The organism is Enterococcus silesiacus, from assembly GCF_001886225.1.
Lineage (GTDB): Bacteria > Bacillota > Bacilli > Lactobacillales > Enterococcaceae > Enterococcus_L > Enterococcus_L silesiacus.
Genome location: NZ_JXLC01000028.1, coordinates 1 through 15,529, shown reverse-complemented (window position 1 = coordinate 15,529; position 15,529 = coordinate 1). Strand labels below are relative to the sequence as shown.

15 protein-coding genes are annotated in these 15,529 nt (G+C 35.3%); 11 read left to right on the top strand and 4 right to left on the bottom strand.

The features are described 5' to 3' along the window. Window positions 1-81 precede the first annotated feature (81 nt). Together RV15_RS15480 and RV15_RS15475 are read right to left on the bottom strand one after the other, a co-directional pair. Window positions 82-1,470 (bottom strand): DUF5808 domain-containing protein, encoded by a 1,389-nt coding sequence (locus RV15_RS15480; RefSeq protein WP_071878913.1) that lies wholly within the window; start codon window positions 1,468-1,470, stop codon window positions 82-84. 14 nt (window positions 1,471-1,484) lie between these two features. Further along, window positions 1,485-1,859 carry a GntR family transcriptional regulator gene (locus tag RV15_RS15475; RefSeq protein WP_071878912.1) on the bottom strand — a complete coding sequence of 125 codons (375 nt, stop codon included), beginning with the start codon at window positions 1,857-1,859 and terminating at the stop codon, window positions 1,485-1,487. A 145-nt stretch (window positions 1,860-2,004) separates the two neighbouring features. Between RV15_RS15475 and RV15_RS15470 the strand changes: the two genes are divergently transcribed. The 3 genes from RV15_RS15470 (at window position 2,005) to RV15_RS15460 (ending at window position 4,803) form a co-directional block, all read left to right on the top strand. Further along, window positions 2,005-3,333, top strand: coding sequence for a C1 family peptidase (locus tag RV15_RS15470; RefSeq protein WP_071878911.1), 1,329 nt, complete (start codon window positions 2,005-2,007; stop codon window positions 3,331-3,333). A gap of 823 nt (window positions 3,334-4,156) precedes the next feature. Further along, window positions 4,157-4,492 carry a DMT family transporter gene (locus RV15_RS15465; protein WP_071878910.1) on the top strand — a complete coding sequence of 112 codons (336 nt, stop codon included), beginning with the start codon at window positions 4,157-4,159 and terminating at the stop codon, window positions 4,490-4,492. Then, window positions 4,489-4,803 (top strand): DMT family transporter, encoded by a 315-nt coding sequence (locus tag RV15_RS15460; protein WP_071878909.1) that lies wholly within the window; start codon window positions 4,489-4,491, stop codon window positions 4,801-4,803. The genes RV15_RS15465 and RV15_RS15460 overlap by 4 nt, the downstream gene beginning before the upstream one ends. 196 nt (window positions 4,804-4,999) lie before the next feature. On the opposite strand, the gene RV15_RS15455 is transcribed toward RV15_RS15460, so the two are convergent. Further along, complete coding sequence (locus RV15_RS15455; RefSeq protein ID WP_071878908.1) at window positions 5,000-5,569, bottom strand: recombinase family protein; 570 nt, start codon at window positions 5,567-5,569, stop codon at window positions 5,000-5,002. Window positions 5,570-6,060: 491 nt separating this feature from the next. Here RV15_RS15455 and RV15_RS15450 point away from each other — a divergent pair, with 491 nt between their 5' ends. From RV15_RS15450 to RV15_RS15420, 7 genes are all read left to right on the top strand, one after another. Further along, window positions 6,061-6,810 (top strand): signal peptidase I, encoded by a 750-nt coding sequence (locus tag RV15_RS15450; RefSeq protein ID WP_071878907.1) that lies wholly within the window; start codon window positions 6,061-6,063, stop codon window positions 6,808-6,810. 91 nt (window positions 6,811-6,901) lie between these two features. Continuing rightward, the gene (locus tag RV15_RS15445) at window positions 6,902-7,942 is read left to right on the top strand and encodes a BsaA family SipW-dependent biofilm matrix protein (RefSeq protein ID WP_071878906.1); all 1,041 of its coding nucleotides are present in this window, start codon (window positions 6,902-6,904) and stop codon (window positions 7,940-7,942) included. 34 nt (window positions 7,943-7,976) lie between these two features. After that, the gene (locus RV15_RS15440; protein ID WP_083429217.1) at window positions 7,977-8,738 is read left to right on the top strand and encodes a hypothetical protein; all 762 of its coding nucleotides are present in this window, start codon (window positions 7,977-7,979) and stop codon (window positions 8,736-8,738) included. Window positions 8,739-8,795: 57 nt separating this feature from the next. Beyond that, window positions 8,796-9,668 carry a BsaA family SipW-dependent biofilm matrix protein gene (locus RV15_RS15435; protein ID WP_071878905.1) on the top strand — a complete coding sequence of 291 codons (873 nt, stop codon included), beginning with the start codon at window positions 8,796-8,798 and terminating at the stop codon, window positions 9,666-9,668. A 72-nt stretch (window positions 9,669-9,740) separates the two neighbouring features. Then, window positions 9,741-10,406, top strand: a complete 666-nt coding sequence (locus RV15_RS15430; protein ID WP_071878904.1) for a winged helix-turn-helix domain-containing protein — start codon at window positions 9,741-9,743, stop codon at window positions 10,404-10,406. A 71-nt stretch (window positions 10,407-10,477) separates the two neighbouring features. Beyond that, window positions 10,478-11,137, top strand: coding sequence for a hypothetical protein (locus tag RV15_RS15425; protein ID WP_071878903.1), 660 nt, complete (start codon window positions 10,478-10,480; stop codon window positions 11,135-11,137). Between the two features lie 32 nt (window positions 11,138-11,169). Further along, window positions 11,170-13,401, top strand: coding sequence for a vWA domain-containing protein (locus RV15_RS15420; protein WP_071878902.1), 2,232 nt, complete (start codon window positions 11,170-11,172; stop codon window positions 13,399-13,401). 28 nt (window positions 13,402-13,429) lie between these two features. Here the strand turns inward: RV15_RS15420 and RV15_RS15415 are convergent, their stop codons facing one another. Next, window positions 13,430-14,305, bottom strand: a complete 876-nt coding sequence (locus tag RV15_RS15415) for a helix-turn-helix domain-containing protein (RefSeq protein WP_071878901.1) — start codon at window positions 14,303-14,305, stop codon at window positions 13,430-13,432. Between the two features lie 256 nt (window positions 14,306-14,561). Here RV15_RS15415 and RV15_RS15410 point away from each other — a divergent pair. Then, on the top strand, window positions 14,562-15,529 hold a 968-nt coding region (locus RV15_RS15410; RefSeq protein ID WP_281246847.1), incomplete at its 3' end, for an MSCRAMM family protein.

The following is a 15,529-nucleotide window of genomic DNA, read 5'->3' as shown; positions in this document are numbered from 1 at the left end:
AAAGCATAATTCACATTATATAGAATTTTTACCTAAATAATTCTCTCTCTTAGTAAAAGAAGGAAGTGTTTAGTCACAATGTTACCTTTGTTTTCCTTGATGCTTTTGAATAGTGCGATAGTCTTGTTTAGTCAGCTCACTATCTTTATTTGTATAATAGTACAATTTATCTTTAGTCGTGATTTTTAAAATCGGTTTTTTATCAGTTAAAACAAGCAAATAAGCAGGTTCGGAATGAACTTGAAATTCGCCAGTTAAATAATTTTCCGTTGCTGTTCCGTAAATCCGGAGTTTATCTTTAGGCAGGCTGTCGACTAGTTCTACCGATTCAATATCGTTCCAATCGATCTGTTTACGTTGACTTAATGGTGCTGATAGAGAGATTCCATCATTAGTTGTAGCCAATTCAAACGGATTAGTTGAAAAATCACTGATCAACATTGGAATACTTGCTGCAATTAAAGCAATCAAAACCAAAACACCAGTCACTCCTAAAGTAAGCTTTCCAACAGGTCTACCTAAATTGACAGAGATATTCATTCCAATGCGATCTGGTACCATGATTCTTTTATCATTTGGATTCATATAGACCCCATACTTCCAATATTGATCCTCATCGCTGTAGCGGTATTCCTTAGCTTGTACAATCAGTTGATCTTGTTTTTTTCTAGATGAGAATAAATAATAAAAAGTGAAAATGACAAATGCGAGTATCAGCACAGCATAACCAATTGAAAATAGCATCATTCGTTCATAAGGAACCATAACCGAACTGATTGGCATAAAAGCCAAAGGGCTCAAAACTATTGACGAGACAGCCATTAAAACAGACCAGTGATGACGCATTTGATCATTGACATTTTGATTGATCGTTTCATCACTTGTTACTGGTTTAACGGGAAAACGAGCAATAAAATAGTAGAACAGCAAAAACATTCCTGTCATAAGTATTGAGATCAGGCTAATGATCCAAGTACCATTAGATAAACCAAGTGTTTTAATAGAATAAATACATCCTGAAAGAGTAATGAAAATACTTGGTAAAAACCACCAAATAGAAATTAATTTTCGATTTTTGTTTGCCACTAATTTTGTATCGACTAGAATTGGGCTGGTCGGTAATGTCCAATTATTTTGAACTTTTAAAGTTGTCATTTTACGAATATAAATAACCTGTAAGTAAAAAGAAGTCCCAATAAATCCAAATAGTTGGATTATAAAATAGATCAAAGTTAAAGAATCATAAGGAATAATAATAATTGGCAAAGCGATAACAGAGAAAATAACTGCCCATTGCAACAAGTTTTTTTTATAGCTTTTACATATCGCAAGAACTTGTTCATCTTTAAGTTTATCTTTAGGTAAAGTTGTTTCCAAAATAACATTTTTGTGGGGATTTGCAGGGATTCTTCCCGAAATTGCCATTAAAAAATTGACCCCAACAAGTAATAAATAGAGAAAGAAGTTCATTTTCAACACACCTTTTACTGTTCAAATTTTTGATAAATCTGTTTAACTTTTTCTTGTACCGTATTTTCTGAAAGTCGATGAATAGAAGCTTCTGCTAATAATAGTTCCAATTCTTTTAAAAATCGTTCTTGAAATGGAGGATACAATGATTGTTTTTCAGCAACTTTAGTACCATTTCTGCGATCTGTTAAAATATAGCCGTCATTTTTCAATAAAGTGTAGGCTTTTGAAACGGTCATCATATTTACGCCAATTTCGTCCGCCATTTGTCGCACAGAAGGAAGCACTTCACCGGGCTTCAGTTTCTTTGTTGCAATTCCGAGGATGAGCTGATTACAAATTTGTTGATAAATTGGCGTTTGACTTTGAGCATCTATTTCTAATAACATGGTTTCACCTCTTTTTATCTCTTTGTATTATATATACTAATACAGGTGATGCAAAAAAGCAATTTTATTTTATTAAAAACTTGAGGGATCGAAAATTCAGGCATATAATGAGGAAGGAATACTATGAGTGAAAGGATGAATCAAGATGTCAATAATCGAACCTGCAGTAACACAAAAGTTTCACAAGTCATTTGTGGAAAACAATAAACAAAATGCTTTGCAACGCGGAGTTGTCAAAAATGGAATTACGGCTTCTGCTCAAAATCAGAGTGCTGAGGTAAATAATGTACCGGTATTTTCAGTAGACCTTACAACTGGAAAAGTAGCAAACCAAAAACAAAGCGGCCGTTGCTGGATGTTTGCAGCATTGAATACCTTTAGACACAAAATGATCAATAGCTTTAATTTAAAAGATTTCGAACTTTCGCAAAACTATACCTTTTTCTGGGACAAATACGAAAAATCGAATTACTTCTATGAAAATATTATCGCAACAGCAGATCAAGAGTTAGACAGCCGTAAAGTTGCTTTTCTATTAGCGACACCACAACAAGATGGTGGACAATGGGATATGATCGTATCACTTTTCCAAAAATACGGGGTTGTGCCAAAAACAGCGATGCCTGAAAGCAGTAATAGTTCTAATTCTCGCGACCTAAACAACTATTTAAATAAAAAGCTAAGAAAAGATGCAACGACTTTGCGTGAGTTGATCGCTAGCGGAAAAACAGCGGCAGAAGTTCAAACAGCTAAAGAAGCGATGCTTGGTGAAGTCTATAACTTTTTAGCAATTTCACTAGGTACACCACCAGAAACCTTCGATTTTGAATACCGTGACGAAGAGAAAAATTATCACTTGGATCAACAGTTAACACCGCAATCGTTCTATGATAAATATGTTGGTGTGGATCTTGATGACTATGTAAGTGTGATCAATGCACCAACAGCAGATAAACCTTACAATCAAACATACACTGTAGAAATGCTAGGGAATGTTGTAGGCGGTAAAGAAGTCAAATATATCAATGTGGATATGACAACATTCAAAAATTTAGCAGTCGCTCAATTAGAACAAGGCGAATCGGTTTGGTTTGGCTGTGATGTAGGTCAATCATCTACGAGAGATAGTGGAATTATGTCTTTAGATGCGTATGATATGAATGATTTATTCGATATCGATTTCACGATGACAAAAGCACAACGCTTAGATTTCGGTGAAAGTTTAATGACTCATGCGATGGTATTAACTGGAGTGGATCTGATCGATGGTGCTTCAACTAAATGGAAAGTCGAAAATAGCTGGGGTGAAAAAGTCGGCGACAAAGGGTTCTTTGTGATGAGTGATGCTTGGATGGATGAATACACCTACCAAATCGTTGTACGTAAAGAGCTTCTATCACAAGAATTACAAAAAGTGTGGGCGCAAGCACCCACTGTTTTAGCGCCATGGGATCCAATGGGCGCACTAGCTTAAAAAATACTTTATATTAAATTGGCGGCAAATAGTATTACTGCGAAACTAAGTATTTAACTATAGCAAATAGTGAACTGAATAAAAAGATCCCGCCTCAAAGAGACAGGATCTTTTTATTACGCCAAGTATATGTATATTTTCAAAAAGATTTTAGTGTGTTATAATTTGTATAGACAAAAGAAAGACGCTGACATTACTACCGCCTAAAGTAAGTAATATCAACGTTAACTGATTCACTAGGAATCTTTTTTTGATAAGATAAGTGTATCATATGTTGATTAGATTTACAAAATCATGATGCTTAATTTTCGGAATTATCTGATCAAATAAAAATTTTCTGTGTGAAAAGTTATTTTTCTAAAAAAACAATTGGAAGAAATAACGGTCAAATACATGGATTTTTCTGTATATGTGAGGAAAATAGAACCCAAAAAGTTGATTTCAAGCAATTAGACAGAGTCATGAGCGATTTATTAAGTTTTATTTAATAAAATAAGAGAGAGGCGCGCTATTGCCAAATCGCTTATAGTGAGGTAGAATGAGAATCAGTTTTAGCCAATTGAAACATTAAAATTAAATCAAATAACTTTTAATAGGTAGCGCCGGCTACTTATTAGCAAAAGTGTGGATTCACAATTCGTAGGCCTTAGATAGAATTGTTGATTGACGCTTTTTTTATTTGTTAATTGTGTCGTTTTGAAACAGGCTAAAGACATAATGAAGAAATGAGAGGATGTTAAACACACCAGTAGTTGGTACAAGGAGAAGCGTTGTTACAGTTGAATGATCTAGCTGTATTTTTAAATTTTAGGAGGTATTTTATATGAATAAAGATTGGATAAAATTAATGATCGGAGCATTTTTTGAGGTGTTATGGGTGATTGGGATGAAGCATAGTAATATGTGGTGGGAAATTTTGTTAACAGTCCTAGCTATTTTCATCAGCTTCTATGCACTGATTCGTGCAGGTGAAACATTACCTGTTGGAACAGCTTATGCAGTATTTGTCGGCTTAGGGACTGCTGGTACAGTGATTACAGGAATCCTGTTTTTTGGAGAGGAATTCAAAATATCTAAGATTCTGTTGATCGTATTATTATTGATCGGTGTAATGGGATTGAAATTCGTAACCGGAGAGAAAGGAGCTGAACAAAAATGAGTTGGTTATTTTTGATTGCCGCGGGAATTTTTGAAATGTTAGGCGTCGGATCGATCAGTCGTTTTAATCTTAATAAAGATAAAAAGTCCTTATTAATGTTGTTTTTAACATTTGGCAGTAGCTTTATCTTTCTTTATTTAGCAATGAAGAATTTGCCGATGGGGATTTCGTATGCTATTTGGACAGGCATTGGAGCTGCTGGAGGAGCTATTTTAGGCATGCTTTTTTATGGGGAATCAAAAGATTGGCGTAGAATCATTTTTATTGGTGTTATTTTAGCTTCTGTTATTGGTTTAAAACTGATTGGGTAAATAGACCTTGTATAGAACGAATCACTGTATTTTGTGGTGGTTGAAAAGAGTGAGCTTTGAAGGTGCTGCTTCAGCTCTTATTCTTTTCAGCTACCACTTTATTTTTTTAGATATGTACTATATTAAGTGTGTAATAAAAATAAATTGTCCTTAGTTCATTCATCGTGTTTTTATGTGTAAATACTGTGTGTGATTGTTAGTTGACTTTTCTTAGTAAGTTTTGCTTACGGATATGGTTATACACTGTTGGTACAGAAATATTACATTTTTTTGCAATTTCAGGAACCGACAAATCTGAATTAACATAAAGCTTCAACGCTTCGTTTACCTCTTTAGTTCGCGGTGGGCGTCCTAGTTGCTTACCGTTTTCTTTGGCGGCTTCAAGACCTGCCATCACTCTTTCACGAATCAATTCTGCTTCCATTTCAGCGAATGCCCCCATAACAGTGAAAAAAAAGCGGCCCATTGCAGTTGTTGTATCGATATTATTTTGAATACTGACAAAATGAATATTTCTCTGATCAAATTCTTCTAATAAATTCAGCAGTTGCTTTGTTCCACGAGATAAACGATCAAGCTTGAAGATCACCAGCGTATCACCTGCTTTTAAACAGGATAATACTTTATTCAGCTCACTTCTAGAAGTTTTTCTACCACTTTCTCGTTCCTTATAAATTTGGTCCACGCCATATTGTTCAAGCGCTTTTTGTTGAGAATCAAATTTTTGTTGATGCGTACTGACACGCATATAGCCTATAACAGCCATTAATGAACACCTGCCTCTAAATAATTGATAATTGTCATGTTACGGAAAAAATTAAACGTTGTTTAGCCACTTATATAGCTAAATAAAAAGGATAAAACTGTCTCAATCACCGCCTTTATAGATTAATGATACAAGGAGTAAAAAATATTATTCAAATACTATTGACTTTCGGTTTTCTCTATAATAAACTAATGATTTTTATAGAGCTGAAACGCCTGTACTTTTTTTTAGGAGAAACAGTTTAGAAATACGTTGTGAAGGGATTTATCCATTCATGCGTATTTCTTTTTTGCGTTTTAGTTGATTTTCTCAATATCATTAGTTTTTTGGACACTTAAAATGACCGAGATTCTAAGCTGAAATGTCTGTTCTAGTTGATTTTGAATGAGGAAGAATCAAGTTAGCAGAGTTGGAAATTTGTGTTTTTTTGAGTCATCAAGTGAGGAGTCATTGTTTTGGGTAAGTACAAGGCAAAGTGAGGGTTTAGAAAAATGGCAGAAGAGCGGAGCAAGAAGCAACAGCCTGCTAAAAAAAGACGAACAAAATCACCACCAAGGCAATCAACAGATGAAAAACCAGCAGCAAAGCGGCCAAAAGCAACAGCCAAGACGGTAAATAAAAAGTCGCAGCCCAAAAAGAAAAAAAGAAAACAATCAGCTGTTTCACAAAAAAAACGACCTGTTGTTGCTCATCAATCTAAAAATCCTGTGTATACCGTATTGTTTAATGTGGTTTTTTATGGATTTATTTTAATCATGATTTTGGGCTCTATTGCTTTTGCAACGACGGGCAATACAGATAAAAGTGTCTTAGGTTACCGTTTTTTTGGCGTATTGACAGATTCAATGGTGCCAAGAGATCCTGAAAAACAAAAAGGCGGTTTTCATTCTGGAGACATTATCATCGTTAAAAATATCGCAGGTGATCAGGCTAAGGTTGGAGACATCATCACATTTCGACCAAGTATTAAAAGTCAGGCCTTTTTAACGCATAGAGTAAAGGAAAAGTTAGATCATTTAGGCGATACCAAAGGGACTTACTACATCACACAAGGTGATGCCAATTTAGCAGAAGATGTTCCAATCAACGAAAAACAAGTAATTGGTAAGAAAGTCACTGTCATTCCCAAAGTGGGTGCTTTTCTAAGTTTTATCCGTGAGAATCCAGTAGTATCAATTATCTTTTTGATTTCAGTATTTGGATTTATCACGATTATAAGGTACTACATTTTAAATAAATAAGGGTATTCACTTTTTGATAGGGGAAGAAAACGACCATTTTTCCATTATTAAAAAGTTAATAATAAAAAATATTTTGGGAGGAAATTGAGAAATGAATAAAAACAGAAAGAAAAAAGTCCTTGCTTTAGCAAGTGGATTTGCACTTGTTGCCGTATTAGCAGCAACATTTGCTTGGTTTACTAGTGAAGACCAAAAAAATAACCACTTTGAAGGACAAATCGCAACAGGGAAAGATATTGAAGTAGTGGAAACATTTGAACCGCCGACCGAATGGGATCCAGGATCAGAAGTAAATAAAGATGTTGCAATCGCCAATATCGGGAAATACAAAACATTGATTCGTGTTTCTTTAAAAGAATCATTGCAACTTTTACAAGATCATCAAGCAAAACCAACAACTGGTGCTGAACTTGAAGGCAAAACAGAAAAAGACATTTATGTATTACCAGGAACAGATGCTCCAGCCGGTTTCACTGACTCTGTATTTGATGGTGCAGCACCGACAATCACTGTAGCAGCAGGTGACTTTAAAGGCACTTATACATTGAAAGTGAAAGAAAAATCTGAAACAGTAGGCACAAAAACAACTTATACGTATCGCTACGCATTTGAAAAAGCTGGCGTATTATACCACGCAAGCGGTATTGACGGCTTTACCCGTGATGCAGCAAATAAAATCAGCTTAAAATCAGGTACACCAGCACTTAGCTATGTATCACTAGCATATAACCCAGCTGAAGAAAAAGAATGGACTGCAACACCAGTTTATGCGCCAACCTTTACACAAGATGGAACGTTGATTTGGAATGCGCCAGCAGCAACAGGAACAGGCAATATTCAAATTTCATTCAACAATATCACAACAGATCCAACAGTTGCTGATAAATGGTATTTTAACGCTGATGATGGTTATTTCTACTATACAAGCGTAGTAGATCCTGGTGTTAATACAGCACAATTGATGGATGCAGTTAAATTACTAGGTACAGCAGGTAATGAATATAGTAAATTGATTTATGATTTAACCGTAAAAGGGCAAGGAATTGCAGCATATAAAGATGCTGTTGATGACTGGTTGCCAACAGGTAGTACTTTATCAGATGCTTTGAAAGATTTAGTACCTGCTAAATAAGTAAGCATAGTTAACTATTTGAGGAGGAAGAAAAATGAAAAGAAAACACAGGATGACAGAGTGGTTTCTGATAGGACTAGTTTTATTGGTCAGTTTATCACTTGTAATTAACCCTGTTGAAGTAAATTCTGAAACAAATCTTCCTCCTGGAATAGTAGCTGGTGATGATCAAGGCATTAAAATACAAAATGACGGTCAATACTTGGTGGATATTCGTGATGTGGCACCAGGGGAAAAATGGTCCACTAAAATCACGATCATCAATCTCGAAAAAAATACCCCCTATCATTTAACAATGTCTATCAGTAAGCCCACACTTATAGAAGGATCATTGGACTTATCCAAAGCAATTGAAATGACATTGAAGTATGACGGCAAAGAAATCTATAAAGGTCCCTTATCGGGTGTCAATAAAACATTAAATTTACAAGACAAAGCAACACCGTTAGATTTAGGGACATTTAAAAGTGGTGATACGAAAATGTTAGAAGCTGATTTTGAATTAGATGGGAAAAAATATACCAACAGAGATTTTTTTGAAAAGAATGTTGTGGAGAATATTTGGTATTTCAAAGCAGTCAAAACAACACTTCCTGATACAAGCGATCCAGATCAACCTAAAAAACCTTTTTTAGAAAACATAACAGATAAATTAAAATTTCCAAAAACAGGTGAAGAATGGCGCAATGCCTTGCTGTTTTCATGTATCGGTTTGTTCTTGGTTTTAGTTTCTTTATTAATACTTAAATATAAAAAGCAGGAAAAACAACATAGACCAAAGAAAACGCACAAATAACGATGAAAACGTCAATTGGATTTTTTAGAACGATCAAATGACAGGAGGCAGCACAGAATGAAGAAAAAAAAGCAGCATCAAAGAAAAAAACGACAACACAGAACAAAGAAACATGTAAAAGTAAACACTAAATTGATTGTCGCTGTCTGCACACTTCTCTTTTCTGGTTTGATGGTTCTAGGAAGTACATACGCATGGTTTGTTTCTGAAGACAGTGAAGTCAATCATTTTGTAGGTTCAAGGCTAGCGGCTGAAATCGTAGAAGAATTTGAGCCAGATTTTGAGTGGCAGCCAGGAGTGGACACTAAAAAAAAGATTCAAGTCAAAAATACGGGCAGTCTTCCCGCATTTGTGCGTATCAGTCTGTATGAGTACCTACTAACATTCAAAATAGATACGACCGATCAAACGGGTAATGGTAACTTAGCAACTTCTTTCAAAGCAGTATTGCCAACTGTTAATCAAAAAAACACAGAAACCTGGCAGCCAGCAGCTAAAGTCGGAGGGACTTATTTACGCGAAGGGCACAATTTTATTGCAGAAAAAGCAATTGTTCCTAACGTTCTGACTGGAACTGAAATGTACAAATTTAAAGAAAGTGGCCGAGAAAAGACTGACCTACGCTGGTTTCAGCTGAACTTTCCAGACAATGTTTATAATGTGCCGCCAGCAAAAGGAACAAAAAATTACTGGTTATATAAAGACGGTTACTTTTATTATTCTGAGTTGATTCAGCCCAGTGAAGTAAGTGCAATGGTTTTGAAAAGTGTGCGGTTAAGCTCCAGTGCACCGAATAAGTTTAAAGGTTCATTGTATCAATTAAATCCTATAATGGATGCTCATGATGGAACAAAAGAGCTATTAAGTTCATGGAATATTGGTCATTCTGGAGTGATATATGAAATGTATCAGGATCGTTTAAATGATTGAAAAAGTCGTTTGAAAATACAATTTAAATTACGCGTGATAGTAGATAGCAAAATCAAAAGGATGTGAAAAGATATGTACGCCCTAGGGATACTTTCGGACAAACAAAGAATACAAGAAAATGAACAAGAGCGGCTTTTTACTGATTTTGATATTAAGATCTACGAGTTAGAAAATGCGGATTTAGCTTCCCTGCAAGGAATTCTTCTTCAAAAAAATGAACATGTCCAAATAGAAAAATTATTCCAATGGTTGATCAAACTTCGAGAAATTTCGTCGAAACCAATTTGGATTTTGACGGATGAACCATTAGGTGAAGAAAAAATTGTCTATCTGAAATTAGGGGTCAATGGATTTTTATTAGAATCAGATTCTTTTGATGAAATTGCTTTGACTATAAAAAATGGGCTACGTTGTATGACCACAGAAAAAGAAGACGGTTTTTGTTTAGATCCGTCAAGTCTCACCGTGCGATTTGGAAGTAAAAAGATCATTCTGACTAAATTGGAATTTTCATTGTTAGATTGTTTGTATACATCTGAAAATAAAGTCCGCACCTACGAGGAAATTGCTGAATATTTATGGGATAAAGAAGAATTAGCGCCAAAATATCGTGTAGCCAATTTAGTTTTCCACATACGTAAAAAAATCCAGATGATTGATGACAATTATGCGGATGTTATCAAAACTATTCGTTCAAAAGGCTACAAGTTGAACCTACCAGAAGAACTGATTAAGTAAGAAGTAGAAGTATAAGGGCTTTGGCCGTTGTGCACCTAGCACATTACGTCACTAGAGGGAGTGGATGGATCGTGAAAAAAAAGCAGAATGTAAAGAAGTATTTAAGTATAAAACAGTGTTGCTTATTTACGGGCTTTTTGGTAATGCTATTCAGTCTTTCATTTGGTTTGTTTCAAACCTATGCTGCTTTGACCGATTCTGATCAAAAGCAGAACGAATTCAGAGTTGGTAACCTTCAAAACACTATAGAAGAGGAATTTGATCCACCAGCAGTCCTTGAGCCTGAGAAAGATTATTTAAAAAAAGTAGCGATTAAAAATACTGGAGAACAAGAAAGTTTTATTCGAGTGTTAGCCTTACCTATTCTTAGCAAAAAACAGCCGAATGGATCGATCACGCTACTACCAGCAACGGTCAATGGTCCAGTACCAGTCTTAAGTGTTGATTATAATCTAAAAGATTGGATCAACGGCGAGGATGGCTATTTTTATTACAGGTATAAACTGACTAAAGGAGCAAGTACGACAAACTTATTTACTAACGTAAAAATGAACCAAGCGAATATCACAGAAGAATACCAAGGGGCTACCTTATCCTTTGAAGTGAAAGCAGAGGGCATCAGCACAACTAAATTTGCGTATAGAGATGCTTGGTGGAGCGGAAAAATACCGACAGAGAATCCTCAACTGGAAGTGGACAATGCATTAAAAAATCAAACAGTGGCTGAGTAGCTGAAATTCTAAAAGCAAAGAAGGTAGATACTGTGTTTAAGAGAAAGAAAAAAAGGCAATTGAAATGGTTTAAAGGGTTTATAGCTATTTTTTGTTTGATTGGTTTCGTTTATGCTGCTCAATCCTTCTTGGTCGATACAAATGCTCCAGTTAAGGCGGCCAAAAAAACTGAATTGTTACCAGGTCAAGTTGGTATAAGTAAAAAAGCAGAACCTGTAGCGGGAATGGTCAATCAATGGGATATCACGTTGCGCGTTGAAGGACGCAATCAATTTCCACCACCAGCAACAGATATTGTGTTGATTATCGATACGTCAGGAAGTATGAAAGATAATGATCGAATGATCAAAGCCAAAACGGCTGCTGAAAAATTTGTAAATATGGTCTTAAGAAAAGATTACGTAAACAGAATCGCACTTGTGACATACAGCAGTGAGGTAACGAATTATACCTTTAATGAAGGTGGTTGGAGTAGCCAATTTGTCGATCCAGCTCATAAAGGACTATTGATCGATAAAATCAAAGAGCTCGAACCAGTAGTAAATGGTGGGACCTTTACACAAGCTGGAATCAAATCAGCAACTGAAGTGATGGCACAAGCAACAGGGGAAAAAAGAAATATTGTTTTGATATCGGATGGTGTGCCGACCTATAGTTATCCACCGACAGCCCCTTATAATCAACTAGCTGGTATGGTCAAATTTGACTATCTGCAAAATGGCTATGATTATTATGAAAATGTTAAAACAATCCCAAAAGAAAACTTTGACTACAGCAAAAGATATGGTAATGGTGTGAAATATCGGATTGGCGCATTCGCCCCTGAGTACGAACAAATGCCGCAAGATTCAAAAAATCGCTTGATGGCCAACCATGCACACAGTGCAATAGCGGAAGCAACGATTTCAAAAAATGAAAAGAGAACAGACGGTGAGCTGGTTGTGACAGATTTCTATACGATTGGTGTAGATATGGACTCAACATCACAAGACGATGAAGTTGTTACAGGGAATCAGACGATGAAAGAAATTGCTTCTTCGGAGGATAAAAGTTTTGCAGCAACAGCCGATAATTTAGAAGATATTCTAAGTGGGATTGCTGGAGAAATCGTTGGGGCCTTAAAAACGGCATTTGTTGTTGATCCAATGGGGACTGGTTTTGAAATGGCTGGAGGAGTTACTGCTACTCAGGGAACACTTGAGATTAAAGAGGAAAAAGGGCATCCAACAATCAATTGGGAAATTGGCACACTCAAAACACCAGTTTCTAGTGATCCTGATGAAGATGTCATGTTTGCTGAGATAAAATATCGGGTGAACGCTGGAAATGAGGTCTTACAGCCAGGTATTATTGACAAAGACGGCTTAGCACTGACTAATGGAAAGACAACGATCGAGTATAAAGATTATAGTGATATTGTGCAAACAAAGTACTTTGTCGTACCCATGGTCAAACCAATCATTGTTAGTCTGCAAAAAAAGCTATTGAATGAAAAAGGTGAAGAAATAAGTGATCGAACAGAATTGTTTGATTTTACCTATGGAAAAGACCAATACACTATAAATGACCAGTTTTCACTTTATTCAAACGACGTTAAGAAAATCGTTCACCCGTGGAAAGCTGACCAGGACTATGTTGTCGAAGAAGTCTTAAAAGCTGATCAAGATTATGAAACAACGATCGATATCAACGGTTTGGAAACAAAAGACTCGAAAGCTGCATTCAAATTTGCACTTGATTCTAAAGATCATGCGCATCAGCAGATTATTGTGACGAATAAGCAAAATCCAAAAACAAAAACTATTCTGTTAAATATCCGACAAAGTGTGCTCAAACCAAACTCTGAACTAGTTGTTCCATCTAAAGGCTTTTACCGATCGACGATCGATGAGACACAACGATCAATCAACTTGATTTCTGAAAGTACGACAAAGGATACAGCACCGGAAGTGTCAGAAATGCTTTTTGCTAAATATGAAATAACCTTGGAAAAAGAGCAAAAACAATTAAAGATAACTGATTTAGTTCCTGAATACTATACATTTTTCGGATATATTGCAACGAAAACAAATGAGAATTTAAATACGATCCATCTGTCCAGTAACACATTGGCATTGATAAAAAATAATCCAGCGGTATTAGATTATCAAACGAATCATGAATATTGGGTAACGATGTTTATTATACCTAATTTTGGGGAAGCTAGTACTGGTGATTCACCGAGGCCTTACAGCTGGGATTACAGAACAAATAAGTTCGGATAGTCGTTTTAATACTAAAAAAACAAATAAATTAGTAATAAATAGCGTTTGATTTTAAGATTTTTTGGTACTCAAGTACAGTTTCTTTGTAATCTAAATCTTCTAAAATAGTCAGATAATGAGTAATTTGACGGTTTTCTGACTGTTTTAGGCTAGCGGTTTGAGCAATTTCATAGTTTAGTTTTGCGATGATCGTTTCAAATAGCCGATAATTATTTTGAGCATTTTCTTTAGCCAAAGTCGAAAAAAATAAGGTGTTCTCATAATCTTGGCAATTAAGGCATAAGCTAGAAAGATTTAAGTAAATTCTAAGCTTAATATCTTGATATTGTTCCAAATCACTGAGGACATCGATTTTTTTGCCGACCAACGTTCCTAGAGCAATTGCCTCAGATAACTCAAAACAGTATAAGGAATTGTTTAACAGTTTTAATTCATAAAGATACCATTTATCGATGCCGATCAGGTATTGCTTAATTGGTTGCATCAATTCGTTTAAAAAATTAATGGACTCAGGTTCTACTGGGACTTTGTTTAAATAAGACATTGCTTGGGTGATTAAATTTAGATGGAAATAGTGCTGCTTATTGCTCAAGGAATAAAGTTGTTGTGATTTTTCAGTAAGGAAATCAAGCATTTTTTGATCCTTCTTAAAGACAGCTTCGCTTAGTTGATGGTACAACTGCATCTCTGTTGGGCACATTTCTGGATCAACCAAGTAAAGAAATTCATCAACAGAAATAAACAGCTTTTCCAGTATCATCAAAAACTTGTCGAAAGATGGCATACTGACATTTGTCTCGATTAAGTAATATGTTTGACGGGTCATAATCCCCTCATAGATATTTTTTTGACTAAGTCCTTTTTCTAGGCGTATTTTTTTTATTAACGTTCCATAATCTTTCAAATTATAGGTCTCCTTTCTAACGGTATAAAATACTTTACCTTGTGAAAAAATTTATAATACATATGTTATTATAGCAAAAACATTAAATAACTAGTGATAAATCAAACGATTTTTAAATTTATTTATATTTATTAGAATTTCTTTTTGGAATGGAGAGGAGTGAGCAAGGTGATTGAATTATTTATTTGGTTTATTACGTACTAAAAATGATCATTGGAAGTTAAAAATCAAAAATTATTGAGGGAGTTTTATTGTTATGAAACAAAAAATTAGTTATTTATTTTTTTCAATTGTTTTGATTCTGCTAGCAATCAGTACTGTAGGTACAAAACAAGCTGAAGCAGCTCAAAACACATCATGGGCAACGACATCATCAGGAAATGGTCAGACAGAAAACCTATTCACAAACGATTATCTGTCAGGTATTCAAGATAAACTAGCGACCAATACAGGTGTTGCGCCTAGATTTTTCGCTCCTGTGTCATGTGGTGGCATTCAAGTGATTAAATATGACGAGCGAACAAATGCTAGATTATCTGGCGCTCAATTTACAATTTACGATGGCTACAATCGTGCTGTTCAAGTAATTCAGACAAATTACAATGGTATTGCTGAAACACGATCATTGCCAATCGGTCGTTATTCAATACGTGAAACAAGAGCTCCTAACGGTTATCAGCTAGAAACTAGCGCAATGTACTTTAGTATTTCATTTTCTGGACAATTTGTTTGTCTGACTAAATGCAATACACAATTACCGCCAACTGTGTCTAAAGGTACCTTGAAGGTCATTAAAACGAATGAAAATAATCAAGCGTTAGCTGGAGCAGTTTTCGACGTTTATAATTCGAGTAATCAGTTTGTGGGAAGAATTACAACAGATGCTACAGGTACAGCTTTTCTGTCAGGTCTTCCTTATGGAACATACATGTTGATTGAAGTCCAAGCACCTATTGGTCATCAATTAGATTCAACTCCAAGATATGTGACTATTTCTTCTGCATCACCAAATGGAATAGCTAGTATCAGTATAGTGAATAAAAAAATTATTGCGACAGGCGCATTGGAAATCATCAAAAAAGATGAAACAGGTAAAAATTTAGCTGGAGCAGAATTTATCATTTTAAACAGCAATAATAGTATCGTTGGGCACGTTACGACAAATGCCAATGGTATAGCTGTAGTTAGCAATTTACCATTTGGAACCTATCAACTAATCGAAAC